Consider the following 24,899-nt stretch of genomic DNA (forward strand, 5'->3'; position numbering starts at 1 on the left):
TTGCCAATGCGCGCTGCGGTACCGGGGCTGGCCAGTCCCTTCCCGATCGGGATGGCGTTACCTGCGCTCTATCTCGACGATGACTTCACCCAGCGGTTCACCGCCGGGCTGGACGAGGTGCTCGCGCCGGTGCTGCTCACGCTCGACTGTCTCGACGCCTATCTGGACCTGGAGTTGGCCCCGCCGGACTTCCTGGACTTGCTGGCGAGCTGGGTCGCGGCCCCGACGGACGGCACCTGGCCGGTGGCGCTGCGCCGGGAGCTGGTCCGACACGCGGTCGAGTTGCATCGTTGGCGCGGCACGGCCCGAGGGATCGCCCGCGAGATGGAGATCCTCACCGGTGGCACCGTGGAGGTCGACGACAGCGGCGCGGTGACCTGGTCCAGCACTCCGAACACCCCTGCGCCACCGGCAACTCCGGCCGAGGTACGGGTGCGGATACGGGTGCCCGACCCCGCGTCGGTGGATCAGCCCCGCCTTCAACACCTGCTGGCGTCCAGCGTGCCGGCGCATGTATCGGCAATCGTCGAGGTGGAGGCGGCATGATCGTCTGCGCGGAGTGTGGCACCAGTAACCGGGACAACGAGCGGTTCTGCGGCGAGTGCGGGGCGTTCCTGGAATGGGATGGCGCGGTGGTCGAGGGGGCCACGCCCGCACCGGCCACCCAGACCGCACAGCGGGCCGAGACCACCGACCCCGGCCTGGCCTCCCCCTCCCCTGGCGACAGCCCCGACACCAAGTCGAGCGATCCGGTTGATCGACCGTCGGTGGTGGACCGGACCACGGATCCGGTGGCGGTCCAGCCTGGCCAGGCACAACCCCGCCGACCGGTACGCCCCGTCGAGGAGCCCCGGTCGGCAGCAGCAGCCGACGATCGGGCCTGTCCTCGGTGCCAGGCCGGCAACGAGAAACTCCGCCGGTTCTGCCGCACCTGCGGTGCTCCGCTGGTCGAGACGGAGGTGGCCGCGCGGCTGCCCTGGTGGCGCCGGTTACTCGACCGCCTACGTCAGCGCAGCCAGGAGGCCCGCAGTCGCCGGGACCGACGAGCGACGACAAACGCGAAGCGGCTGCTGAAGATCGTCGCGGTGATCTGCGTACTGGTGATCCTGGCCATCGTCGGCCCGCCGCTGGTGTCCAGGGCGATCAGCGAGGTCCGCGACCTGGCCCAGCCCCACGTGCCACTCACCCCCGCCACGGTGACCGCATCCTCGGCTGGGAGCGCGACACCGGCCAGCCGGGTCGCCGACGGCGCGCACAACCGGTACTGGGCACCCACCGGTCCGGCGGTCGACTCGTGGGTGGAGGTAGCCTTCGCTCGCCCGGTACGGGTGTTGGACATCCTGGTGACCCCGGGCATCAGCATCGACCAGGCGAAGTTCCTCACCGTCGGGCGGCCAGACCAGTTGGAGGTGTCGGCCACCACCAGCGACGGAAAGGTGGTCGGGGAGACGCTGAAACTACGCGACCAGCCGGGCGCGCAGACGTTCAAGTTCGAGGCCAGTGGTGTCGTCCGGCTCAGGATCGTCGTCCGGTCGACGTACGGGCCGCAGTCGGAGCCGACTGTGGCGATCGCTGAGGTGGAATTCTTTGGCCGTACCTGATTTCCGTGTCCCGATCCGGCTCCCGGCCGGTCACCGGGTCCAACCCCAACGACACCAGCACCTGGGCGTACTCGCGCCGGGCTCGTTCGGCCGCGGCGACGTTGCCGGCCCGGCGGTGTGCCTCGATGAGCAGCCGCCAGCCGGCATCGTGACAGGGGTCGATCTCCACACAGCGACGCGCCGACTCCACCGCCGTACCTGTCGGTTGGAGCAATTCCGGCACGCCGTCGAGTTCGGACTGGGCCAGTGCCGCAGCGGCGTCAGCAGCCTGCTGGCGCAGAGTCTCCCGCTCGCTGACCACCCATTCGGCCGGGCCGTCCTCCGGCAGCAGGTCCCCGCCGTAGGTGTCGACCACGGCGCGGAGCGCGTCCAGGTGGGCGGCGCCCTGGCGGTGCTGGGTCCGGCGGGCAATCTTCAAAGCGGCCCGGAAGACAGCGACGTCGCTGTATCCGTCCGGAGGCACCGCCAACAGGTAGGCATCGCCGTCCCGACAGAGCAGGCGCTCGGATGTCGCGGCCGGCAGGTTGAGTTCGAAGAACCGGCGCAGGCTGGAGAGGGCGACGTGCAGACTGCGGGTCGCCGCCCCGGGCGGCACCCCGGGCCACAGAGCTTCGACGAGCTTGTCCCGGTGTATGGCACGACCGGCGTTCATAGCGAGGATCCGGGCCACGGCCCGGGCCCGTGGCCGGATCGACGACCAGTCCAGGTCCTGACCGCCGAGGCTGATCCGGAACCCGCCGAAACAGCAGATGCTGAGCAGTGTCTGGTCGGCAGGGCTGGTCGATGCTCGTTCATCGGCGGGGGCGCAGCCCGCTGTCCAGGCCGCCACCACCGTTTCCGGCAGCCCGGCCTGAGCTGCGGCAGCGTACACCGCAGTCAACTGGTCAGCGGATCCGGCACACGCTGCGGCGGCGAGTGCCAGCACCCGGGCACCGGGCACCCCGGCGGCTCGGGCGGTGCCCTCCGCTCGGCGTACCTCGATCTCAGCGTCTGGCAGCCGGGCCTGTACGGCGGCCAAGGCCACAAGCGACTGGGCCCACGCGGCAACCACACCGCTGTCCAATGCCCGCGCCCGCGCCAGCAACTGGGTTGCCTCGTCCAGGTCGGTAGCACCCACGAGTGACTGCATCAGTCGGGCGAGCGCCGTGGCGAACAGGGCCCCCCACCTGTCTCCGAGCCGATCGCACTCCTCGGTGACCGCGACGGCCTCCTTGAGGCTTGCCTCGGTGCCATCCAGTGCCGCCATCGCCCGGGCCAACCGGCCGAGCCACGGCTGATGCGCCCGTTCGGCGTCAACCGTGATGTCGGCAAGACCGACGGGGCCGTACGGTTCACCCGCGCCGGCGGCGCAGGCGGCCAGCAGCAGCCGGCCGGCCAGGCCGACGAATCCAGCATCGTCCTGCGGCACCTGGTGCAACAGCCGCCGCCCTTCCCCGACGTTGCCGGCCAGGAAGTGGGCGAAGCTGCCGACCAGTCCGGCCACCGGCGTGGGCAGCAACTCCGCTTCGCCGGCGACGACGGCCGGGTGTCGCCGGGTCGCCGCCCGGAGCCAGCCGCTCCAGTGGCCCCGCCACGGTGTGGCGTCCGGCAGCCAGGCGGTGGCCATCGTCCGCAGCGTCCGGCAGCGGGCCCGTTCCGGCTCGGCGCCGAACATCCCCTCGGCGCGACGCAGCGCGGCGATACCCGCCTCCAGCTGGCCGTGGTTGATCCGGTGTCGGCCCTCGGCGAGGACGAGCCAAGGATCCTCCGCGATGAACCAGCTGGGCAGCAGATCGCTCCACGGGTCCAGCCCGTAGTCCGCGACGCGGGCACCGGCTGTGGCCAGTAGTTGGTGCACCGCCGTCCAGTCCTCGGCCCGCGCGGAGCAGCGGGCTGCCTCCAGCACCTCGCCCTCCTCGGTGAGGATCTCCGCGGCTCGGGCATGCCACGCCCGGGCACCGGACTCCCCCAACTCCTCGACCAGGCCGGCCACCAGATGGGCCCGCAGCACCTGGTGGTAACGGAAGGTGCGTCCCCCGTCGTGGGTGACGGTGAACGCCTGCCGCTGTTCCAGCTGTTCGAGCAGCAGCTGGCTGTCGGTGCTGCCCAGTAGCTGGTCGCACCGGGAACCGGTGAGCACGTCGAACACGCAGGTCCGGGCGAGGAACCGACGCAGGGTCTCCGGCAGCTCGGCTAGTACGGTACGGGTCAGGTAGGCCCGGGACAGGGCGGAACGGCCATCCAGCGCGGCGACGGCTCGCCGCCGTTCGCTGAGTGGGTGGCCGTGGGTGGACAGGTAGTAGAGCTTGAGTCCGGCGGCCCAGCCACCTACCCGTCGAGACAACGCGGCGACGTCGTCGGCGGGCAGTGGCTCCCGATAGATCTCGCGAAGCAGACGTTCGACCTCCCAGGCCCGAAACCGCAACTGCTCGGCGTCGACGATGTCGATCTCCGACAGCTCATGCCGCGACAGGTTCAGGTGGGGCATGCGCCGACTACCGATGACCACCTTCCGCACCGGGCTGGTCCGGTCAAGCAGGTGGTGCAGAAGCATCCGCTCGGCGGCGGACTCTTCGATCAAATGGAGGTCGTCGATCACGAGCAGCGAGGGCGGGGGCCCGCCCGGGTGCGACGAGTCCGTCGGGTTGGTCGGTGCATTCGGGACAAACGACTGGAGTCGCTCGGTCAGCCGCTCGGGCTGCACGTCCGCTGCCTCGATCCGCAACCAACCGACTGGACCGTCGAAGGCGGCAGCGTACTGGGCCAGCAGGGTGGTCTTGCCCCATCCGGCGGGTGCGACAACGAGGGTCGGCGAGGTGGACTGCCGGCCGATGGCCGCCATGAGTCGCGGTCGTACGAGGCTCAAGGTCTGACGGTACGGAAAGCCGGAACGCACCACCCACCCCCTCGTCACCCACTCGGCCATCGAACGATGGAACCGCGTCGAGGTTCGACTACGCAGATGATAGTCAGCAGTCCCAATCGAACCGCATTATCGTTCCCCGGTTCCGGGAAGCGAAGGTTCGAAGGGTGTCGATCATGAAATTTTCGCTCGACGATCCTCGCCGTGCTCATTACTTCGCCGTCTCACCGCGCCGGCTGGCACCATCCGCGCACTGCTTCACCTGCAAGGATGCACCTGTTGTCCGAGCAAAGCGACAGGCTTTGGACAGCTGTCGGTTTTCCTACAGTCGCCTCGGCGGTGCTCTAGATCCGAAGGCCGGTACGTGTGGATACACAATTGCGGCCAGCAGAAGGTTAACGATCACTAGCACGGATGCAATTTGCGTCTGACGCGTCGTGAGCGGAGATTTTCACTGCACCGCCCCCGGCCGTGATCATCGGCGCGTTCCGGTGGCGCGTCGACCGGAAGGCTGGCCGTCACCTCACCCAGGCTGTTCGGCGAACTCGAACTGCACGTCGCCGTCCTCGTCGACTGCGGCATCGAGAGCCTTGTCGTCGAGGAGGCGGGCTGCTGCCGGGTCGAGGAAGAGGCGGGCCCCCGAACTGTCGACCACCTCGTCCCCCTGGGCCGGCGCCTCCGCGACGGCGATCTCCAATGATCCGGCGGCGGGATCACTGGAAATCCGGAGGCCGCCGTCGGGAAGCGCGTTCTCCTGCGCGGTCAGGTCCCGAATCACCATCACGGCGTTTTCCGTCAGAATGACCATCGCGTCTCCTTTTGGTACGGCCCGCTATGCCGAGGCCGGGTGGTCGTGGCCGTCGGGGCGTACCCAAATCGGCGCCAAGCATGCCGCCGGCCCGTCGTACGACGTTCAGCCCCGACCGCACTATTCGAAGGAGATATGGTCGAAAAGGTAGTCGCCCGCCATCTCGTCGTGGCGTCGCAGCAGTTCCACGAGTTCGTGTTCCAACTGTCGACGGGTGCGTAGCGGCGGTTCGGTCGAGACAAGGACCTTGAGCTGTTCTCCGATCGCCAGGGCGGCAAGGTCCTCGGCGAGCCGCCCGGGGTCCACGCCACAGGAGAACCGGTATGGCGCGACCCTGGTCCGTTCGAAGATGTACTCCCCGTCGCGCACCTCAATCCAGCCCCAGCCCTCGGCGCAACCATCCCGCCACTCGACGTGCAACCCCCGGATGATGGGATCGGCGAGCTGCCGGTCCACATAAGCCTCGATGGCGGCGGCCCGGGCGACCGCGCCAAGGTCGTTGACGAAACCGCTGCGGCCGTCCGGTAGCCGACCGATGATGTCCCGGTAGGTCGGCGGAGCGCAGAAGCCCTCCACTTGCGACTCGTCGTCGTGCTCGGGTGCGGCGGCCGCGTAGGCGCGGGCGTCGACGACATAGTCCACGATCCCCCGGCCGTGCACAGCGGGGCGCAGCGTTGGCGACTCGACGACCAGGACCGGGAGGTCGACCGCTGCCCAGACGGCGTGCTTCATCCGCTGGCTACGTCGGGTGTCGAGCGTGTGCTCGCCCGGGTCGTCGAACTCGACCCCGAAGAGCGGCGAATGACGGTCGGCGGCGAAGACGACGAAGTCGAACCGGGTACGGGTGGCGCAGCTCCACTGGTGGCCGGTGACCCCGGGCGGCCTACGTTGGACGATCTCGTTCAGCGTCCGGGCCGACTGCACGCGGCAACCCGCTCGCTCGTAGCTCTCCCCCCGACCGGTCCGGGATTCACCCCCGCCAGTCCTGGCTGACGGCTGCCGCCAGGGACCTACGTCGTTTCCGGTGTCTACCATCTGCCCCTGTAATCCAGTACCTCGGTTACTCGCCGCTCTCCGCCGCTGGTCGGGCCGGAAGCCTGCGCCCATGCTAGAAACCGGCATCGGATTCGCCGACGGCGGACCGGCGGTGGCGGCACTGACGCTGGAACACAGCAGCCCGCCCGTCAGACGCAGCCGGGACCGAAAAGGCCCGCGCACCTCTCCCGAATCTTGTCGGTGGGGTCGAGTACGCTGCCGGCGGCGAGGCTGTAGCGCAGAGGTCGTCGCGCCTTGACTGCAATCTGGAGGACGTCGGTTCGAATCCGACCAGTCTCGCCACCTTGTTTCTCTGGGGGGAGGAGAGACGTGCCGTCGATCGGCCACGGCGAGGTGGAGGTCTGCCTCCGGGTGCTCGCGGCGGCGGGTGCGGGGACGCTCGATCCGGAGTTGACCGCACGGGTGGAACGCGCTGCGGCCGAGGCGTACCGGGACGCGAAGAAGCGACGGAAGCGAACCCGTTCCGCCGAGGACCGGCAGCACGATCAGGCCCTGCTGGCGACCGCCCGTCGGTTCTGGGACGAGATACCCGCCCCCACGGCGCCGCCCGCCAGCGAGGAGCGCGGCATGGTGTCGGCGGTCGAGCGGTCGATGTTGCGGCGGTCCCGCCGGTGCTATGTCTGTAAGGACAGCTACCGCGAGGTGGACTCGGACTACCACCAACTCTGCCCGGACTGCGCCCAGGAGAACACGGCCCGCCGGAGCGCCCGGTGCGATCTGCGCGGCCGACGTGCGCTGGTCACCGGCGGCCGGGTGAAGATCGGCTTCCACACCGCGTTGAAACTGCTCCGCGACGGTGCCGACGTCCTGGTCACCACCCGGTTTCCCCGGGACGCGGCGCGACGCTACGCCGAGTTGCCCGACTTCGACGACTGGTCCGACCGGCTCCACCTGCACGGCGTCGACTTCCTCGACCTCGGTGCGGTGCTCGACCTGGTCTCGACCACCGGGAAACGCTGGGACAGCCTGGACATTCTGATCAACAATGCCGCGCAGACGCTGTACCGACCACCCGAATTCCATCGCGCGGTCCGGGCCGCCGAACGCGAAGGACTCTCCGGCCGAGCGGCCCGGCTCGAACTGACCACCGCAGCCGTCGCGCCGGCCGAGCCAGACCCGGCGCACCTGCCTGCCGCACTGGCCGCGCTCTTCCCCACCGGTCGAACCGACGAAACCGGGCAGCCACTCGATCTGCGACCGGTCAACAGTTGGATGCTGCGCGACAGCGAGGTCACCCCACAGGAGTGGCTACAGGTGCAGGTGGTGAATGCGTTCGTGCCCTTCCTGCTCACCTCCCGACTCCGGCCGCTGTTGACGGCGTCGCCGCACCCCGACCGGTACGTGGTCCAGGTGTCGGCGATGGAGGGCAGCTACTCACGACGCAACAAGACGGCCCGGCACCCGCACACCAACATGGCGAAGGCCGCGCTGAACATGTTCACCCGGACCGTCGCCGACGACTACCAGCGCTCGGGCATCCACATGAACAGCGTCGACACCGGTTGGGTCACCGACGAGCGGCCCCACCCGGGCAAGACCGCCCAGCGGGAGGCGGGGTTCCGGCCGCCCCTGGACATGATCGACGGTGCGGCCCGGGTCTACGACCCGATCGTGCGCGGTGTGGCTGGTCACCCGGTGCACGGTCAATTCCTCAAGGACTACCGGAGTGTCCAGTGGTAGACGGCCCCGAGCCCACGGCGACCCCCGTACGCTGCCCGGCGATCAGCCACCCGGAGACCGGGCTGGCCGATCCCGCCGACTTCGGGCCGCTGCTGGCCCGCCTCGGTGACCCTGCCGGGGTCGAGCAGTCCGAGGAGTTTCCCCGTGGCACCCTGCAACCGGACGGTCGGCTCGACCTGTGCAAGCAGGGCGTCGGTCCGACGATGACGTCCCGGGTGGCGCTCGCCGCCGCCCGGTCGGGACATACCCGTCATCTGCTGCTGGGCACCAACGGCCTCGGCGACGAGGGGGCACAGGCGGTGGCCGAGGCGCTCATACCCGGTCATCGGCTCGAGACCCTCTATCTGGGCTGCAACCGGATCAACCCGGCCGGGGTGGAGGCGCTGGCCGGACGACTCGCCGGAGACCAGATCGTCCGCGCGCTGTGGCTCAAGCGCAATCCGATCGGCGACGAGGGCGTGCTGCGATTGTGCGCCGCGCTGGCCGGCAACCGCAGCCTGCGTACCCTCGACCTGGTCAACGTGGGCGTCACCGCACGTGGCCTGACCCGGCTGGCCGAGACACTGGCCGAGCGGGAAACCCCGCTGGAACGGCTCTTCCTGGGCGGCAACGGTCTGGGCCCCGAGGCCGTCCCGACGCTGACCGGGCTGATTCACCAGGCAGGCATCCGCGAGCTGTACCTGGCCGCCAACCACCTCGGCGACGGTGGCGTCGCCGCGCTGGTCGAGTCCGCCACTGGCCTGCCGATGACCTTCGGCCTGGGCGGTAACGGCATCACCCCGGTCGGCGTCGCCACCCTCGCCGGCCGGCTGTCGGGCTGGCTGGCGCTAGACCTGGCCCGGCCACCATCCGAGCGTGCGTTGGGTGCGTCGGGCAACGTGGTTGGCGACGAAGGGGCCGCGGCATTGGCGGCGGCACTACCCGGCAGCAGTCTGCGCCGTCTCGACCTACGGCATAGCGGGATCACTGGTCGGGGCGCGAAGTTGCTGCTGGCCGCCCTGGACGGGCATCCCACGCTGGAATACCTCGGCCTCAACGGCGGGGTGCCTCGCCGGATGCGTCGGCGGGCCACGGCCACCCTGCAACCCGCCGATCGGGCGCTCACCCCGGCGCACCCGGACCTTCGAGCCATCGCGAGCGTGTACCGGTGACCGGCATCGACCTGGCCGAACTGTCGACGTGGCAGCGGATCCGGCGGTACGCGGTGCCGGAGTGGATGATCGAGGAGTGCGCCCAGCGTCAGCGAGCCAACGACTGGCGGGGAGCGTGCGCGGCCGGCCGGATCGACCTCGGCTTCGATCTCGCGGAGGTGGCTGACCAGTTCGGGGCCGACACCGCTGAGCGAATCGAAGTGGAGTTGTCGCTGCTCGCTCCCGACCTGCTGCGCTGGCATCTGCCCCGGGCGCTGGGCGGCCGGACCAGCCTGGCCACGGACCAGCGCTGGGTCCTCTCCCTGCTACCGGACCGGCTGACCGACGACACTCCCCTGCTGTCGGTACGGCTGCCGAGCACGGTGGACGGGTCGCAGCGACTGCGCCTCGACCTGCTCGACTCGTCCGCCAAAGGTCACGCGATATACGATCTGCCTCCCTACCTCTGGAGCGTCGAACACGTCGAGTTGCTGCGGTACGCGTACGGTGGCTCCGCCGAGCGGCTACCGCGATTCGATCCCGACGGCACACCACTACCGGTGGCCGAGTTCGCCGAGAAGTTCGACCCGACGGACCGGGCCAGCCAGTGCGAGGCAGTCCTCAGACGGCTACATGAGGGTGAGTTCCTCGAAGCCTGGCGGCTCGCCGGGGTCGACTTCGACCCGACCCCGGCCGACGGGACACCCCACTACGAGTCACAGGAGCGGGCCCTCGTCGAGTACCCCTACCACTTGACTCTCCTGCCCTACGAGGCCGATCGGCTGGCGACCCGCTATGGCAGCCCGACCTCGGTGGTCAACGTGGACTGGGGTGTGCGGGTCAAGCTGGACATGACCGACCGGGATCGTCCGCGCGCCAGCCTGGTTAAGCGGAAACGCGACGACCGTCAGATCGGATCGGTGGTGAGCCGACGGCCGCCCGACCTGGACCTGCTGTGGCACGAGCTGATCACGCCCGAGGAGCTGCATCCGCTGGTCCGCCACGCGCTGTTTCCGGTGCTGTCGGAAAACGCCTCGCCGGAACCGATCCCACCGGCCGAGGTTCCGGTTCGGGTGCGTTGCCGGAGCGAGTGGCATACGGTCGAGTACCGCGAAGGAAAGCTCGACACGCCCTCGCACACGCCGGAGGAGGCACAGCGTGAGCAGGTGCTGCGCAGTCTCGGCGGGCAGGTGACCGGCTGCTTCGCGATCCAGCACCGGTGGACCAGCGGTCGTGGTCGACTACCCCGACAGCTCCGACAGCAGCGGCAGGACATCCTGCAACGGGTGCTGCACGGGGGATCACGTACGCTGCTGCCTCTGCTCGACACCGGGATGGACCCGCATCTGCGGGACGGCCGTGGTAGGTCCCTCCTGCACCACCTCCGGGCCATGGACCACACCGAGGTACTGCCCCGGCTGCTCGCCGCCGGCCTGGCCATCGATACTCCGGACGCGAAGGGTCGTACCCCGCTGAGTGTTGCGGTCGGCGATGTGGGCAGCTTGGAACTGGTCCGGGCGCTGTTGGAGAACGGTGCCGATCCGAACGCGAAGGACCACGAGGGCATGAGTCCGTTCGAGCTGGCCTACTACAAGAGCGGTGCCGAGTACTACGACGACGACGACGAGGATCGAGAGGACAGCGCCATCGGCCGCATCTACCACCTGCTCAAGGAATGGACCGCGCGGTGACCGGCGAGACCGACCGGTTGGCCGTTGCCGACGAGCTGATCGCGGCCACCCGCGCCTGGCGTACGGAACACGCCGACGACCCTCAGGTGGCGGCGCTGGCGATGGCCGTATCGGCGAACCTGCCGGTGTTGCTCTGGGGCGAGCCCGGGATCGGCAAGTCGGCAACGCTGCAACAGCTCGCCGACGGCCTCGGCACCCCGCTGGAGACGGTCATCGCCAGCGTGCACGAACCGTCGGACTTCGCCGGCCTGCCCATCGTGGGTGCGGACCCGGCCGTTGACGGGGTGCCGATGGCCCCGCCGGACTGGGCGGTACGGATCGCCCGGCGGGGCGAGGGGCTGATCTTCTTCGACGAGCTCTCCTCCGCTCCGCCGGCAGTCCAGGCAGCCCTGCTGCGGGTGGTGCTGGAACGCCGAGTGGGGAGCCTGGAGCTGCCGCCCCGGGTACGGATCGTGGCCGCCGCGAACCCGCCGACCAGTGCCGCCGACGGCTGGCACCTGAGCCCGCCGCTGGCCAACCGCTTCGTCCACCTGCACTGGGTCCACAATCCACAGGTCGTGGCCCGAGGGCTGGCCGGCACCTGGCCGGCAGTCGAAATGCCGACCGTCGACCGCAACCGGTTGGACAGCGCGGTCGCCCGGGCACGTGGCACGATCGCCGGATTCCTCACCGCCCGACCCGGCCTGACGCATCACCTACCCGCCGACGCCGAGTCTCGGGGCGGGGCCTGGGCGTCGCCCCGGAGCTGGGAGATGGTGCTCCGGCTGCTCGCCTTCCACCATGCCGCCCGTACCGGACAGGAGGCGTTCCGCGCGGCGGTGGTCGGCGCGGTCGGCGACGGGGCAGGGCTGGAGTTCCTCAACTATCTGGACGAGCTGGACCTGCCCGACCCGGAACGGGTGCTCGCCGATCCTGACGCGTTCCGACTGCCCGAGCGAGGGGATCGGCAACTGGCCTTCCTGACTGCCACGGTCTCGGCGGTGCAGGCCCGGACGACCCGGCCACGGTGGGAGGCCGGTTGGACCGTACTGGCCAAGGCCGTGGCCGCCGGGGTGCCCGACGTCGCGGCCCGGGCGGCAGTGGACCTGGCGGCGATGCGGCAGATCGACTGGCCGGTACCGGCCACGATCGATGCCTTCGTCGACGTACTGCGACTCTCCGGCCGTCTGCCCAGCCCAGCATGACCGACCCGGCGCAGCGGGTGTCGCCCGGCGCCGCGTTGGACCGGACGAAACTGTTGGCCGCCCGGTTCCGAGCCGCCAACGACCGGCCCTACCTGGCGACCGCCCTGTTCAGCATGACCGTGGTCGCCAGCGACGAGGTGCCCACGATGGCGGTGGATCGACACTGGCGGTGCTACGTCTCACCGGCGTTCGTCGCCCGGTTACCGGTCGAACAGCTGGCCGCAGTCTGGGTCCACGAGGTGGCGCACCTGCTGCGGGACCACCATGGCCGGGCCGACCTGCTCAGCGCCAGTCAGCGGGACGACCACCGCCGGGTCAACGTGGCACAGGACTGCGAGATCAACGACGACCTACTCGCCGAGCGGATGCCCCTACCGGACGGTCGGGTAGATCCGATGTCGATGGGGCTGCCCATGGGACTGCTCTTCGAGCAGTACCTGCCGATGCTGCCACCGAGCGGGCACACGGCGAACTGTGGTTCAGGCGCGCACGGTCGGGCCGAGCCATGGGAACTCGGCGTCGCCACCGGCACGGCGACGGTACGACCGGTGGAGGCCGATGCGATCCGTCGGCAGACCGCGCAGGGCATCCGGTCACACCTGCGAAGCCGGGGCACGGTGCCGGGCGGCTGGCAACGGTGGGCCGACCAGGTGCTCGAACCCACGGTCGACTGGCGCCAGGTGCTGACCGGGCTGGTACGCGAGGCGGCGGCCTGGGCCAGTGGCGCGGTGGACTATACGTACCACCGGCCTTCGCGCCGTAGTGGGGCACTACGGGGAGTGGTGTTGCCGAGTCTGCGCCAGCCGCTCCCCCGTGTCGCGATCGTGGTGGACACCTCGGGTTCGATGGGGGATGACGCCCTCGCCGCGGTGCTGGGCGAGGTCACCGGCGTGCTGCGGGCGGTCGGGATCCGGGGCAACCGGGTGACGGTGATCGCCTGCGACGCGGACGTGCACGCCACCCGCCGGGTCACCTCGGTCCAGGACGTCGTATTGGCCGGCGGCGGCGGAACCGACATGCGGGTCGGTATCGATGCGGCGCTACGCGCAGCCGAGCCGCCCCATTTCGTGGTGGTGCTGACCGACGGGCTCACCCCGTGGCCGGAAACGCCACTGGACCGCACCCGGGTGATCGCAGGCCTGGTGGGGGTGGACGCCCCGCAGCCACCCGACTGGATCGCCGTGGTCCGAATCCCGCTTGCCTGACCATCCCCGCGACTCCGGCGCCATCCTGCCCGTATGCCCGTCGGGGAATCGTGTCGCCGACCCGGTCGTAGCTCAGCGGTTCGGTCGGTCATGCGGCCGACCGTCGTCCGATGGTGGCCACCCGGCAATCGTCGGTGGCCACCATCGGATCAGTGCCGTCCCCGGTAGCGGGTCAGGAGACGGTGAGGTCGGTGTCGTCGACGACGAAGGAGGTCTGTAGGGAGACGTCTTCGGTGGCGGTGAATCGGAGGGTGATGGTCTGGCCGGCGTAGCTGTTGAGGGAGAAGGTCTTCTGGCTGTAGCCGGTGGCCTTGTTGAGGTTGGAGTAGGTGGCCAGGGTGCCCAGGACGGTGCCGGCGGAGTTGAGGACCTGGACCCGGAAGGTGTCGTAGGCGATGCTGCTGGTGGTTTCGGCGGTGTCGATGTGGAGCCAGAAGTTCAGGTTGTAGTTGGTGCAGCCGGCGGGCAGGGTGACGCTCTGGGAGAGGGTTTCGGTGCTGGTGCGTCCGTTGCCGCCGAGCCAGGCGACGCGGGTGCCGCCGTGGGCGGGCTGCTGGGTGAAGGAGCCGATGGCGGCGGTGGTGCCGGTCCAGGGGCTGGTGCCGGTCTCGAAGCCGGGGTTACCGAGCTTCTGGCCACCGGCGCATCCGCCGCTACCACCCACGGTGAGGGTGTAGGTGGTGCTACGTGTCGCCACGGTACCGGTCCCGGTAATCGTGATCTGGTAAGTGCCGGCGCCGACCGCCGTACCGACCGAGATGGTCGCCGTCGCGGACTGCCCGGACTGGACCGAGGACGGGGTGAACGACACTGTCACGCCGCTCGGCGCGCCGGTCGCGGACAGGGCGACGGTCTGGGCCGACCCACTGGTGACCGCCGTCGACACCGTGGTGCTGGTCGAGGCCCCCGGCTGGGCGCTGCCAGAGCCCGGGTTGGCCGCGATCGAGAAGTCGTCCTGCACCGGCCCTGAGGAGACGGCAAGGTTCCAGATCGCGTACGCGACACCATCGGCGCTGCGGTTCACGCCGGTCGCGTTGACGTTGCTGGTGGTGTCGCAGGATCGGTGGTAGCAGGGGTCGTACGCGGAGTTCGCGGTGCCGCCCCACTTGGCAGCCTGGGCACTGGTCTTCCGGGCACTGGCACCCATCGCATATCCCGAGGTGGGGATTCCGGCCTGCTGGAACGGGTAGTCGTCGGAGCGGCCCTGGCCCTCGGTGTTCTCCTCCGGCTGGAGGTTGAGCGAGTCCCAGTACGCCTTGAGCGGTGCCGCCGTCGTCGAGGTGAGGCGGTTGATGAAGTAACCGCCGTTGGTCGAGGCCACCATGTCGAAGTTGTAGTAGCCCTTGATGTAGCTCCGCTGGGTGGCGTTGAGCGAGGCGACGTAGAACTCCGAGCCGTTGAGTCCCTGCTCTTCGTCGGTCCACCAGGCGAACCGGACCCGCTTGGTCATCGTCGGGTTCCGTTGCGCGAGGACGAGCGCGTTCTCCAAGAGGACGGCGGAGCCGGAGGCGTTGTCGTTGATCCCCGGACCGGCCGAGACGCCGTCCAGATGGGCACCGAACATCACCACCTGGTCGGCGGGACCGCCGGGCCACTCCGCGATCAGGTTGTTCGACCGGTACGTACAGGTGGTGCACACCTGCTCGGTGACGGTGTAGCCCGCCGTCTGGAGCCGACTCTTGACGTAGGTGAGCGAGGCGGTGTGGCCGGCGCTGCCGGCCCGCCGGTTGCCGCCGTTCTGCGACGCGATGGTGTTGAACTCTGTCAGATGTGCCTGGAGGTTCGCCACGTCGATGTCCGGTGGGGCGTCGGCGGTCGACGTGGCGACCGACAGGGGGCCGGTCCGGGCCGCTGGGGCGGGCAGCGTCGCCGAGCCGGGTGTCGCCTGACTGGGGGCGGCCACCACCATCGCACCGAACACGGCCAGGGCCAGCCCTGCCGTCACCGTTCTGCGTCGCATCTGGGCTCCTTGGGGGTTAGGAGGAGGACTTCGGTCAACAGACCGTCGTCGGATCGTCGCTACCGGCCCGGTCCCCGACCATGACCCACACACACCGGGTCAGTCGGGGAGGGACCGATCACGACGACGCCACTAGGCATCCAGACATTCCCATGTAGCGATTAGAACGTCAACGGTTCCGTCGGCGGTCGGAAAACCGCAAGGGCGCGGGGTTGTGGAAGGCCCGTCACCAGAGGAGGGTGCGGACAGCGGTGTACGCGGCGACCATGAGGATAAGGACAGCAAAGGCCCGGGTGGCGACCGCAGCCGGCAGCCGATCCGCGATCTGCTTACCGCCCAGCGTGCCCACCATCGCGGCCAGGGTGAACGGGGCGATCACAGCCCAGTCGAACGATGCGGTGCCGGCCCGGGCCAGCAACGCGACAGCGGAATTGACCACGATGATGAGCAGGGACGTGCCGACTGCGGCCGACATGGGCAGGCCGAGGGCCAGGACAAGCGCGGGCACGATGATGAAGCCGCCACCGACACCGAGGAAGCCGGTGAGGAACCCGACCCCGGCGCCGGCCACGACCAGACGCAGCGCACGGGTGCGGGTCGACGCCGCCTCGCCCTGGCCGGCATCGGTCCCACCTTCGGGACGGACGCGCAGGAGCATGCCGGTCGCGGCGAGGACCATGAAGGCCGCGAAGACGAGCAGCAGGACGTCCTGCGCGACGTGTCGGTTGAAGACGGTGCCGAGCAGCGCGGCGAGCGTACCGGCGGCGCCGAAGGCGAGACCTGTACGCCAGCGTACGTTGCCGGATCTCGCGTGACTCAGCACGCCCACCACCGAGGTGAGCCCGACGATCACGAGGCTGCCGGTGGTGGCCTCCCCGGCCGGCTGGTCGAGCAGATAGACCAGTACAGGAACGGTGAGGATGGCACCGCCGCCGCCCAGCGCGCCGAGAACCGTACCAATGACCAGGCCGAGTGCCAGGATGGCGACGAGGGTCACCTCGTCATCCCAGCCGGTGCGCTGGCTACGTCGAGGTGGTACCCGGTACGGCCGGAAAAGGCGGCGGTAACCGCGAACCGGTCGCCACGTACCAGCGTGTGCCGCCACTCGATCGGCCGACCCCGATGATCCGTCCTCCGGTCGATGGTGAACGCGGCCACTCGCTCGGGGAGGTCCAGTAGCCGCCGTTCCGCCGGGGTCGGCACCACCGCACGAATCGTCTCCTGGCCACCGGTGGGACGTATCCCGCATCGGGTGGCGAGCTCGTCGTAGAACGCGGTGTGGGTGAAGTCGGCCTGTAGCAACGGTGCGGCCAGTTGCGCCGGCAGCCAGACCCGGTCCACGGCCAGGGGTTCCTCGTCGGCCAGGCGCAGCCGTTCCAGGTGTAGCAGCGGGGTGGACTCCTCCAGGCCGAGACGGACGGCGACCACGCCGTCCGCTCGGACGTCGAGAATCCGCACGACGCTGCGCTGGTGCTGCCCGGCAGCCTCGACGGAGGCAAACAGACTGTAGAGGGCACCCACCGGTTGGATGATCTCCACGGTGCCGGCGAGTCGAGGTGGCCGGCCACGTTCGGCGATCACGCTCCCGTCCTCGCGCAGCCGCCGCACCGCCTCACGGACCGTGTGGCGACTCACCGCGTACTCGGTGACCAGCGCGTGTTCCCCCGGAAAGGCGTCGGTGAACTCACCCGCGTCGAGCCGACGTCGCAGGTCGGCGTGGACCTGCGCCCAGAGGGGAAGGGCGCTGCTCCGGTCGACCGGCGCCGCTCCGGAGTCGAGCGCACTCCGCGCGGTGACGGAACTTTTCCGCCTTGCTGACATCTCCATCGAGGTCGTAATGTACGGACATTCGAACCGGCCGGCAAGGCGCGGCGCGGAAGCCCGACCGGGCACCGCGTCGTTTACCTCGATAGGGACCAGGCCACGGCGGACGGATCGGATCGGATCGGCGACCCACACAGGGGTGGGGTCCGCCGCCGGTCCGACCCATCCCCGGAACATCGGAGGCAGACCTTGACCATCCGAGCTTCGCATCACCAGATCCTCATCGTGGGCGGTGGTAGCGCCGGCATCACCGTCGCGGCCCGACTCCGTCGCGCCGGCGCCCCGGACGTGGGACTGATCGAACCCTCTGACACCCACTACTACCAGCCGCTGTGGACGCTGGTCGGCGGAGGACGCGCCCCGATCGAGCAGAGCGCCCGGCCGCAGGCATCGGTCCTACCTCGGGGGGTGTCGTGGATCCGGGACGCCGCAGTGGCGGTCGACCCGGACGAGCACTCGGTCACCACCGCCGGTGGCAGCGTCATCCACTACGACCAACTCGTCGTCTGCCCCGGAATCCAACTGGACTGGACCCGGATCCCCGGCCTGGCCGAGGCGGTTGACACCCCCTACGCCTCCAGCAACTACGCCTACCACCTCGCCCCGAAGACCTGGCGACTTATCCAGGGCATGAGATCGGGAACGGCGGTGTTCACCATGCCGGCCGGACCGATCAAGTGCGCCGGCGCACCACAGAAAATCGCCTACCTGGCTGCGGACCACTGGCGTCGGCAGGGGGTGCTCGACAACATCCGGCTCGTACTGGTCCTGCCCACCCCCGGCATGTTCGGGGTGACGGAGTTCGCCGAGGAACTCGAACGAGTGGTCGCCCGGTACGGCATCGAGGTACGCAAGAACAGCGAAATGGTACAGGTGGACCCGGACAGCCGACAGGCCGTGATCGTCGATCGTGTCCGGGGCGGAAGGGACGTGATCGACTACGACCTGCTGCACGTCGTGCCGCCGCAGTCCGCCCCAGACTGGATCAAGACGAGTCCGCTCGCCGACCCGGACAACCCGGGCGGGTATGTCCAGGTCGACAAGCACACCATGCAGCACGTCCGGTTCCCGGACGTGTTCGCCCTCGGCGACGTCGGCTCCACCCCCAACTCCAAGACCGGGGCGGCCATCCGGAAACAGGCCCCGGTGCTGGTTCGGAACCTGCACGCGGCTCACCAGGGCCGTCCCCTCCCGGCTGCGTACGACGGGTACGCCTCCTGCCCGCTCACCACCGCCCGGAACAAGATGCTGCTGGCCGAGTTCGACTACACAATGCGCCCCACGCCGAGCTTCCCGCTCATCGACACCACCCGGGAACGCCGGGACATGTGGCTGCTCAAACGGTACGGACTACCCGCGCTCTACTGGCATCTGATGTTGGCGGGCCGGGCCTGAGTAGCTAGCCGGACCGGGCGGGCCGGGCCTGAGCGACCGAAGATACCCAGGCCGCGATCCGGAACTGGTCGGCTCACTCGACCAGCCGGATCCGCACTCTCCGGTTCTGCCGGCCCTTGCTCTCCACCTTCTGGACCTGGATCCGGCCGACCTGGCCGGTGGAGGCCACGTGCGTCCCGCCGTCGGCCTGGACGTCCAGGCCGACGATGTCCACGACCCGGATCTCCGGGGTCTGCAACGGGGGAAGCGCATCCTGGGTCCGTATCAGATCGGGAATGGCCAGCGCCTCCGCCCGGGGCAGCACCCGTACGATGATCTTGCGGTCGGCGACGATCTCCGCGTTGACCGCGTCCTCCAGGGACTGTTTGAACCCGGGCGGAACCTCTGGCAGGTTGAAATCCATCCGGGCCTCCCCCGGCAACATGTTGCCACCGGTGACCAGTGCCCCAAAGTCACGGAACGCCGCTCCGCAGAGCACGTGGAGCCCGGAGTGGGTACGCATGAGCGTGCTTCGCCGCTCGTCGTCGACGGCACCGCGCACCGTCACCCCGGCCGGCGGCACAGGATCGCCGGGGGCCGGAATCAGGTGGAGGTCCTCGCCCTTGCGCGAGTCGACGATCCGGGTCTGCACTCCCTGCCAGAGCAGCACACCGTGGTCCGGTGGTTGGCCCCCACCGCCTGGGTAGAAGGCCGACTGGTCAAGCACGATCCCGGCGTCCGGATCGGCTGGGTCGGACCAGACGACCACACAGTCCCATTCACGGATCGACGGATCCACCCAGTCGAGCCGGCGGGTACGTCCGTGATGTTCGAAACCCATTGCCGAAGCCTATCGATTTCCACGTGGCAAGCAGCGCGTCCAGGCGCGTTTCGTGGGCCTGGGACCGGGCTCGGTTCGGAACCAGGCGTCGACTCAGAACGGCACCCGGTGCTGGTGGGCGGCAGTCATCACGGACCCGACCCGACGTACGGCGCGAAGCGCCCGGGACACGAGGGAAGGCCGGGTGGGTGGATCGGACCGCTCACTGACGCTGTCAGACGCAGTGTCGGACGGTCGAGAGCCGGGTCGACCGGCGGTGGACGGGTAACGGGACGGTGGCTGCATCGGGGGTCCTCGGCTCGCGGGGGCACTGGCGGGGACGGTGCCGGGCGCAGCGAACCTGGTGACGGGTCAGCCGTGCACGGCACCGCGACGACAGAGCCGGTCGTCGACCGAGAGCGCCGTCACCGCGATCAGGCACACCGTGAAGACGTCCCGGACCGGGGCGGGAACCGAAGCCATCTGACAAGATGACCACCCGGTCAGGCCGGTTGGCAACCCGATCCCGCACTTCGGTGCGGCCCCGGAGATTCCGGTCGGACCCGTCATTCCCCCACCGTCCGCCCTCAGTCGAGGTAGTTCTCCGGCCCGCCGTCCCGAACGGTGTCCAGCGTGACGCAGTGGAAGCCGCCGCCGAGGACACGCGCGTGCCGCAGCCGGTGGGGCAGCACGGTAATGCCGTGCCGCTCCAGCAATGCGATCAACTCGGGTTGGTCGGCATCGACGATGGCGTGCTCCGGGTCGACCATAAGCAGGTTCATGCTGATCCAGGACTCGCTCAGGGGGTACGGCAGGGCGGTCGGCCGGTCCGCAGGAGTGGGACACCACAGCACGTCCCAGCCGCGTAGGGGCTCGGGCACCTCGTCCGGCCTGATCCGCTCCGGATTGAGCAGCACCAGACCGGGGCGAAGCAGGGCGATCGTGCTGTCGATGTGGGTATAGCCGTACACGCCGCGTAGCGGATGCACCCGCAGGTCGTCCCGGATCAGCCGCAGGGTCGAGATCAGCCAGCGTAGTCCCAGTTCGTTGCCGCTGCGGGACACCTGGTAGAAGACGTCACGACCGAGCCGCAGGACATTGGCGGCGTCGAAGACCGGCTCGGTCTCCCCGAGGTCGGGCAGACCGTCGGCGTCGACCTCGAACAGTTCGTCGCATAGCTGCGGCCGGGGTGCGGCCAGCCAGGACGCTCCCCGGCGTAGATAGTCCTGGAACAGCGGACGCATCCCGAACAGTTCGAAATAGCGGGCCCGCATCGGGCTGGGGGTCTCGATGATGGTGGAGCCGACGACCAGGGTGAGGTCCCGGGGGCAGTACGACGCCAGGCCCACGCTGCGCCAGTGCGGAGACGAGAACTCGACCGCGTGGTCGACCGCCGCCGGCTGGTGCACCGTGACACCCAGTCCGCGCAGTGTGGCGATCAATTCGGCCAGGTCCTCGTTCGTCTCGTCGACCACGTGCTTCGGGAACTGCCCCACCTCTACCGCCTTCAACTCGGGCGCGGTCAGCTTGGGGTAACAGTTCAACCAGGTCGACGGATCGGTCTGTTCCGGCATGCGGGCATGGGTGGCGTCCCCGACCACGATTTCCCGGAGCGTGGTGAACTCGTCCCACGAGTTGACCGCCGGCCGGTCGGGATCGGCCGACCTGCGGCCCGCTTCCGCCGGCGTCGGCTGCCCGTCCGGCCCGACCCCACCGGCCGGGGCCTCCGGCCGGGTTGCCACTGCGCCGATCTGACCTGTGCTCATGCCTGTTCTCCTCTTGGTACACGTGACGGATGGCACCGAGGTACGCGTGGTGGAGCGCACCTCGGTACGCGTGGTGGATGACATCGATGGTCGGTCGGACCGCCGGGATCAGTACCCGGTCTTGTCGTCAATGCCGTTGGCCAGAGTCGGCACCAGGAAACTGCGGTCGAAGGTGAGGACCACCTCGCCGGTGGACTTGATGCCGGTCGTCCGGCAGGTCACGATGCCGTCACCTGGACGACTGGCGGAGAGGCGCGTGGCCAGGACCTCGCTCTCGGCGTAGAGGGTGTCGCCGGCGAAGACCGGATTGGTCATCCGGATCCGGTCCCAGCCGAGGTTGGCGATGCCCCGACCACTGGTGCTCCGGGCCGTCATGCCGCCGACGATGCTCAGGGTGACCAGGCTGGAGACGATCGTCCGCTGCCACGGTGTGTGTTCGCAGAACGCGCCGTCGATGTGCAACGGCGAGTCGTTCATGCTCAGGGTGCTCATCAGGACGTTGTCCATCTCCGTAACGGTCCGGCCGGGACGGTGCTCGATCACCATTCCCACCACGAATTCCTCGTAGTAGAAGCCGACCGCCTCCCGGTAGCGGTTCTCTCCGACACGGCGATATCCGCTCGGGGCCGTACCCTCCATGGCTGTTCCTTCCCCGGCGGTCAGTGGTCGGCGGTGAGTTCCTGGACATGTCCGGCGAACTCGGCGAGTTGCTCCCGCTCGATGTCGGCCCGGATCATGATCCGGATGCCCGCTTCGCCCTTCGGCACGATCGGGAAGAAGACCGCCGAACTGTAGAAACCACGCCGGTAGAGTTCGGCCGAGAGCTGGACGGCCCGCTCGGACTCCCCGACGGTGATCCGGCGCACCGGCAGCCCGTTGCCCGCGAACGAGGTCGGCAACAACTGGTCGAAGTAGTCGACGTTGCTCTGCAGTCGGCGTTGCAGCTCACCGAGTTCCGGGGACCGGTGAATGGCGGCGCTGGCCAGGGAGGCACCCACCAGCGGTACCGCCATGTTCTGCGACCACCCCACCGGGCCGGCGTGTCGGGCCAGGAACCGGTGCATCTCGGCCGACCCGAGCATCGCGATGCCGCCCCCCGTGCCGAACCCCTTACCCAGGCTGCTGACGATCACGGTGAGCGGGTTCATGGTGAGCCGGGATCGGACGAACCCCTCGCCCCGCTCGCCGATGATCGACAACGAGTGCGAGTCGTCGATGTAGAGCATCAGCCCGTACCGGTCCTGTAGCTCCAGCAGACCGTCCAGCGCCGCCGCACCCCCCATCGAGTAGGCACCGTCGGCGACGTAGGCGACCCGGGGGTACTTGCGGCAGACGTCCTCAAGGTAGTTGAGATCGTTGTGGTCACAGGTGAGGACGGTGGTCTCGTCCGCGCAGATGGGCTTGACGTACGACATACAGAAGTGGCAGAACCGGTCGAAGACCATCACCCGGGGCCCGCCCCCGTCGAGGTGGCCCGAGGCGATCAGCGGCAGGATGCCCGCCGTCAGCGCGCTGCACGACGCCCCCGGCAGGATGTGCGCGCCGAACAGCTCGCCGAGTTCCTCCTCCAGCCGAGCCAGCAGGTTGTGCCGGATCCGGGTGGTGGAGACCACCAACCAGGTGGTCCCGGCCTCGCGCAACGCGTCCATCGCGCCCTCGATGACGGCGGGGTGGTAGTTGAGGCCGAGATAGGCGCAGGAGCACATGTTGACGAACTCGTGCCCGGTCTCCCGTACGACGAGCCGGTTGTTGGACTCGGCGTCGACGTGGATGCCGATCAGCCCATGGTCGGCGGCGGCCTGCCACACCGGGTCCGCGGTGCGGATCATCTTCTCGCCGTTGCGATACCGGCGGGGACCTACGATGCTCTGTGGGACATCCGTGTTGGTGGTCATCGGCTCTCCTGGGCGATGGTCGGGTACCGGTCCGGCACCATCGGTCACGGCTGCGGTCGTTGGCGGGTAGGCAGTCACGGCTGCGGTCGTTGGTGGGTAGGCGGTCACGGCTGCGGTCGTTGGCGGGTAGGCGGTCACGGTGGGTGGGTCAGCGCGACGAGCCGAACTCGTCGAGCAGACGGCGGGAGGCCTCGAAGAACGGCTTGCCGACCATCGAGCCGTCGACCACGGTTATCCCCTGCCCGTGTTCCTGGGCTGCAGAGACGACCCGACGGGCACGGTCCAACAGCTCGGCGTCGGGCGAGAAAGTCTCGTTGATCACGGTCACCTGGTGGGGGTTCAACGCCACCTTCCCGCTGAAGCCCAACTCCCGCGCCAGGGTGGCCTCGTACTGGACCTGGGCCGCGTCGGCCAACTCGAACGTCGGCGAGTCGATCGCCTCGATGCCGGCGGCCCGGGCGGCATTCACGATCCGGGCACGCGCGTGCGCCATCGGCGCCCAGGACATGCCCGAGCCCAGCGCGAAGGAGTAGTCCGCCGCGCCGAAGATCAGGGCCCGTAGTCGGCGCGAGGTGGTCGCGATCTGTGTGACGTTCTCCAGCCCACGCGGGGTCTCGATCACCGCGAAGAGCTCCACGTCGGGGCAGTCCGGCCTCAGCAACTGCTCGACTATCTCGATGTCCCGAGGTGCCTCCACCTTCGGCACCAACACGATGGCGGGCTTGACCGGATAGCCGTGCAACGCCAGCAGATCGCGCAACCCGTCCGGCTCGGTGACCCCGTTGACGCGTACGGCGCATCGGACGCTCGCCGCCGACGGCGCGGAGAAGAAGGACTCGGCCTTGATGCGTGCCTCCTCCTTCTGCGGCGGTGGCACGGAATCCTCCAGGTCGACCAGGCAGATGTCGGCACCGGCCTGATGGCACTTGGCGTACCGCTCGACCGAGGTCGCGGGAGTGCACAGCACGGATCGGCAGTACCGGGTGTACTTCATGGGATCTCCGGTTCGATGACGGCGCTGATACGGCACGTTCGGTGATGCGATCGGAGCTGTGGTCGGCCGGCGCGGCACTCAGGAGAGCAGGCCCACCTCCCGATTCACGTCGATGAGGACCTTGCCGCTCGTGTCCCGGGCGGCCATCGCGGCATGTGCGGCACCGACCTCGTCGAGCGCGACGATCCGGTCGATTCGGGCAACCAGTTCGCGCCGGCCGGCGAGGGCGAAGAGCTGGTCGGTGATCGTGCGGAGTAGCCTCCGGTCGGCCACGACGTGCCGCATCCAGAAGCCGACACAACCGACCGACAACTCCGCCAGGTGCTCCGTCGACACCTCGTCGGGTTCGTCCCGCCAGCCGATGCAGACCAGCCGTCCAAACGGCCTCAGTCCACGCATCGCCGATCGCAGCACCGCGCCTCCGACCGAGTCGACGAACAGGTCGACGCCGCCGCCGGTGGCCTCCCGCAGCCGCTCGGCGAGCTGCGGGTCGGCCGGGTCCAACGCCACGTCGGCACCGAGCGTCTGGACGAGTTTCCGCTTCTCCGGCGTGGAGGCGAGGCCGACGACCGTACCGGCGCCCAGTGACCGGGCCAGTTGGATCGTCAGGTGTCCCACCCCGCCGGCAGCCGCCGACACGGCGACGCTCTCCCCACGCTGGAGCCGCCCGGCGAGGACCAGGGCCCCGTACCCGGTGGCCCCCTGCTCCAGCAACGCGGCGGCCTGCTGATCGTCCACCTCGTCCGGAAGCTCCACGGTGTGGGCGTCGGTGGCGGCGACGACCTGGGCGTACCCGCCGCCCTGACGTAACAGGACCGCCACCCGGTGGCCGTCGAACCGGCGGCGACCCACCGCGTCCACTCCGAGCACCGCGGGTAGTGAGTGCGGGTGGTGCCCGCTGCGTAGGTCCAGGTCCTCGTAGTTGACGCCGGCAAACACCACGTCGACCAGGCTCTCTCCGGGGCCGGCGACGGCCTCGGGTACGTCCTCGACCCGGAACACCTCCGGTCCACCGGTACGACGTACCACGGCCGCACGCATCCGCCCGCTCACCGTGTCCTCCCGCCCA

Annotated in this window: 20 protein-coding genes and 1 tRNA gene; 9 read left to right on the forward strand and 12 right to left on the reverse strand. The window is 69.4% G+C overall.

Annotated features, from left to right (window positions below):
• Positions 1–6 precede the first annotated feature (6 nt).
• Together FHR38_RS30470 and FHR38_RS30475 are read left to right on the forward strand one after the other, a co-directional pair.
• The gene (locus tag FHR38_RS30470) at positions 7–546 is read left to right on the forward strand and encodes a phage tail protein (protein WP_184538657.1); all 540 of its coding nucleotides are present in this window, start codon (positions 7–9) and stop codon (positions 544–546) included.
• The gene (locus tag FHR38_RS30475) at positions 543–1,601 is read left to right on the forward strand and encodes an NADase-type glycan-binding domain-containing protein (RefSeq protein WP_184538659.1); all 1,059 of its coding nucleotides are present in this window, start codon (positions 543–545) and stop codon (positions 1,599–1,601) included. The genes FHR38_RS30470 and FHR38_RS30475 overlap by 4 nt, the downstream gene beginning before the upstream one ends.
• Here the strand turns inward: FHR38_RS30475 and FHR38_RS30480 are convergent.
• The 3 genes from FHR38_RS30480 to FHR38_RS30490 form a co-directional block, all read right to left on the reverse strand.
• Positions 1,516–4,446, reverse strand: a complete 2,931-nt coding sequence (locus FHR38_RS30480; RefSeq protein ID WP_184538661.1) for an AfsR/SARP family transcriptional regulator — start codon at positions 4,444–4,446, stop codon at positions 1,516–1,518. The genes FHR38_RS30475 and FHR38_RS30480 overlap by 86 nt on opposite strands.
• Positions 4,447–4,966: 520 nt before the next feature.
• Positions 4,967–5,251: an adhesin gene (locus tag FHR38_RS30485; RefSeq protein ID WP_184538663.1), complete on the reverse strand. Its 285-nt coding sequence runs from the start codon at positions 5,249–5,251 to the stop codon at positions 4,967–4,969.
• A 120-nt stretch (positions 5,252–5,371) separates the two neighbouring features.
• Positions 5,372–6,175, reverse strand: a complete 804-nt coding sequence (locus FHR38_RS30490) for a hypothetical protein (RefSeq protein ID WP_184538665.1) — start codon at positions 6,173–6,175, stop codon at positions 5,372–5,374.
• A 338-nt stretch (positions 6,176–6,513) separates the two neighbouring features.
• Here FHR38_RS30490 and FHR38_RS30495 point away from each other — a divergent pair.
• From FHR38_RS30495 to FHR38_RS30520, 6 genes are all read left to right on the forward strand, one after another.
• Positions 6,514–6,589, forward strand: a tRNA-Cys gene (locus FHR38_RS30495).
• 27 nt (positions 6,590–6,616) lie between these two features.
• A complete protein-coding gene (locus FHR38_RS30500) occupies positions 6,617–7,987 on the forward strand; it encodes an SDR family NAD(P)-dependent oxidoreductase (RefSeq protein ID WP_312882491.1) in 1,371 nt (456 codons plus the stop codon).
• Positions 7,981–9,138, forward strand: coding sequence for a leucine-rich repeat domain-containing protein (locus FHR38_RS30505; RefSeq protein ID WP_184538667.1), 1,158 nt, complete (start codon positions 7,981–7,983; stop codon positions 9,136–9,138). Before FHR38_RS30500 ends, FHR38_RS30505 begins: the two co-directional genes overlap by 7 nt.
• Complete coding sequence (locus FHR38_RS33410) at positions 9,135–10,808, forward strand: ankyrin repeat domain-containing protein (RefSeq protein WP_184538669.1); 1,674 nt, start codon at positions 9,135–9,137, stop codon at positions 10,806–10,808. The genes FHR38_RS30505 and FHR38_RS33410 overlap by 4 nt, the downstream gene beginning before the upstream one ends.
• Positions 10,805–11,992: an AAA family ATPase gene (locus FHR38_RS30515; protein WP_376771452.1), complete on the forward strand. Its 1,188-nt coding sequence runs from the start codon at positions 10,805–10,807 to the stop codon at positions 11,990–11,992. The genes FHR38_RS33410 and FHR38_RS30515 overlap by 4 nt, the downstream gene beginning before the upstream one ends.
• A complete protein-coding gene (locus FHR38_RS30520) occupies positions 11,989–13,197 on the forward strand; it encodes a vWA domain-containing protein (RefSeq protein ID WP_184538673.1) in 1,209 nt (402 codons plus the stop codon). Before FHR38_RS30515 ends, FHR38_RS30520 begins: the two co-directional genes overlap by 4 nt.
• 172 nt (positions 13,198–13,369) lie before the next feature.
• Here FHR38_RS30520 and FHR38_RS30525 read toward each other — a convergent pair whose 3' ends face one another.
• From FHR38_RS30525 to FHR38_RS30535, 3 genes are all read right to left on the reverse strand, one after another.
• Positions 13,370–15,157 carry a M28 family metallopeptidase gene (locus FHR38_RS30525; protein WP_184538675.1) on the reverse strand — a complete coding sequence of 596 codons (1,788 nt, stop codon included), beginning with the start codon at positions 15,155–15,157 and terminating at the stop codon, positions 13,370–13,372.
• Between the two features lie 226 nt (positions 15,158–15,383).
• Positions 15,384–16,154: a sulfite exporter TauE/SafE family protein gene (locus tag FHR38_RS30530; protein WP_184538677.1), complete on the reverse strand. Its 771-nt coding sequence runs from the start codon at positions 16,152–16,154 to the stop codon at positions 15,384–15,386.
• On the reverse strand, positions 16,151–16,978 hold the full coding sequence (locus FHR38_RS30535) for a GntR family transcriptional regulator (RefSeq protein ID WP_184538679.1): 828 nt from the start codon (positions 16,976–16,978) through the stop codon (positions 16,151–16,153). The genes FHR38_RS30530 and FHR38_RS30535 overlap by 4 nt, the downstream gene beginning before the upstream one ends.
• A 192-nt stretch (positions 16,979–17,170) precedes the next feature.
• Between FHR38_RS30535 and FHR38_RS30540 the strand changes: the two genes are divergently transcribed.
• Positions 17,171–18,376: an NAD(P)/FAD-dependent oxidoreductase gene (locus FHR38_RS30540; protein WP_184538681.1), complete on the forward strand. Its 1,206-nt coding sequence runs from the start codon at positions 17,171–17,173 to the stop codon at positions 18,374–18,376.
• 73 nt (positions 18,377–18,449) lie between these two features.
• Here FHR38_RS30540 and FHR38_RS30545 read toward each other — a convergent pair whose 3' ends face one another.
• The 6 genes from FHR38_RS30545 to FHR38_RS30570 all read right to left on the reverse strand — a co-directional run bounded on the left by FHR38_RS30545 (position 18,450) and on the right by FHR38_RS30570 (position 24,871).
• Positions 18,450–19,196, reverse strand: coding sequence for an alanyl-tRNA editing protein (locus FHR38_RS30545; RefSeq protein WP_184538683.1), 747 nt, complete (start codon positions 19,194–19,196; stop codon positions 18,450–18,452).
• A gap of 566 nt (positions 19,197–19,762) precedes the next feature.
• Positions 19,763–20,941 (reverse strand): scyllo-inosamine-4-phosphate amidinotransferase, encoded by a 1,179-nt coding sequence (locus FHR38_RS30550; protein WP_184538685.1) that lies wholly within the window; start codon positions 20,939–20,941, stop codon positions 19,763–19,765.
• 108 nt (positions 20,942–21,049) lie between these two features.
• A complete protein-coding gene (locus tag FHR38_RS30555; protein WP_184538687.1) occupies positions 21,050–21,580 on the reverse strand; it encodes a MaoC family dehydratase in 531 nt (176 codons plus the stop codon).
• 20 nt (positions 21,581–21,600) lie between these two features.
• Complete coding sequence (locus tag FHR38_RS30560; RefSeq protein WP_184538689.1) at positions 21,601–22,836, reverse strand: 8-amino-7-oxononanoate synthase family protein; 1,236 nt, start codon at positions 22,834–22,836, stop codon at positions 21,601–21,603.
• Positions 22,837–22,984: 148 nt separating this feature from the next.
• Entirely contained in the window at positions 22,985–23,830 is an 846-nt protein-coding gene (locus tag FHR38_RS30565; protein WP_184538691.1) for an HpcH/HpaI aldolase/citrate lyase family protein, read from the reverse strand.
• A gap of 78 nt (positions 23,831–23,908) precedes the next feature.
• Positions 23,909–24,871, reverse strand: coding sequence for a quinone oxidoreductase family protein (locus FHR38_RS30570; RefSeq protein WP_184540471.1), 963 nt, complete (start codon positions 24,869–24,871; stop codon positions 23,909–23,911).
• Positions 24,872–24,899 lie beyond the last annotated feature (28 nt).

Source organism: Micromonospora polyrhachis, from assembly GCF_014203835.1.
Classification (GTDB): Bacteria; Actinomycetota; Actinomycetes; order Mycobacteriales; family Micromonosporaceae; genus Micromonospora_H; species Micromonospora_H polyrhachis.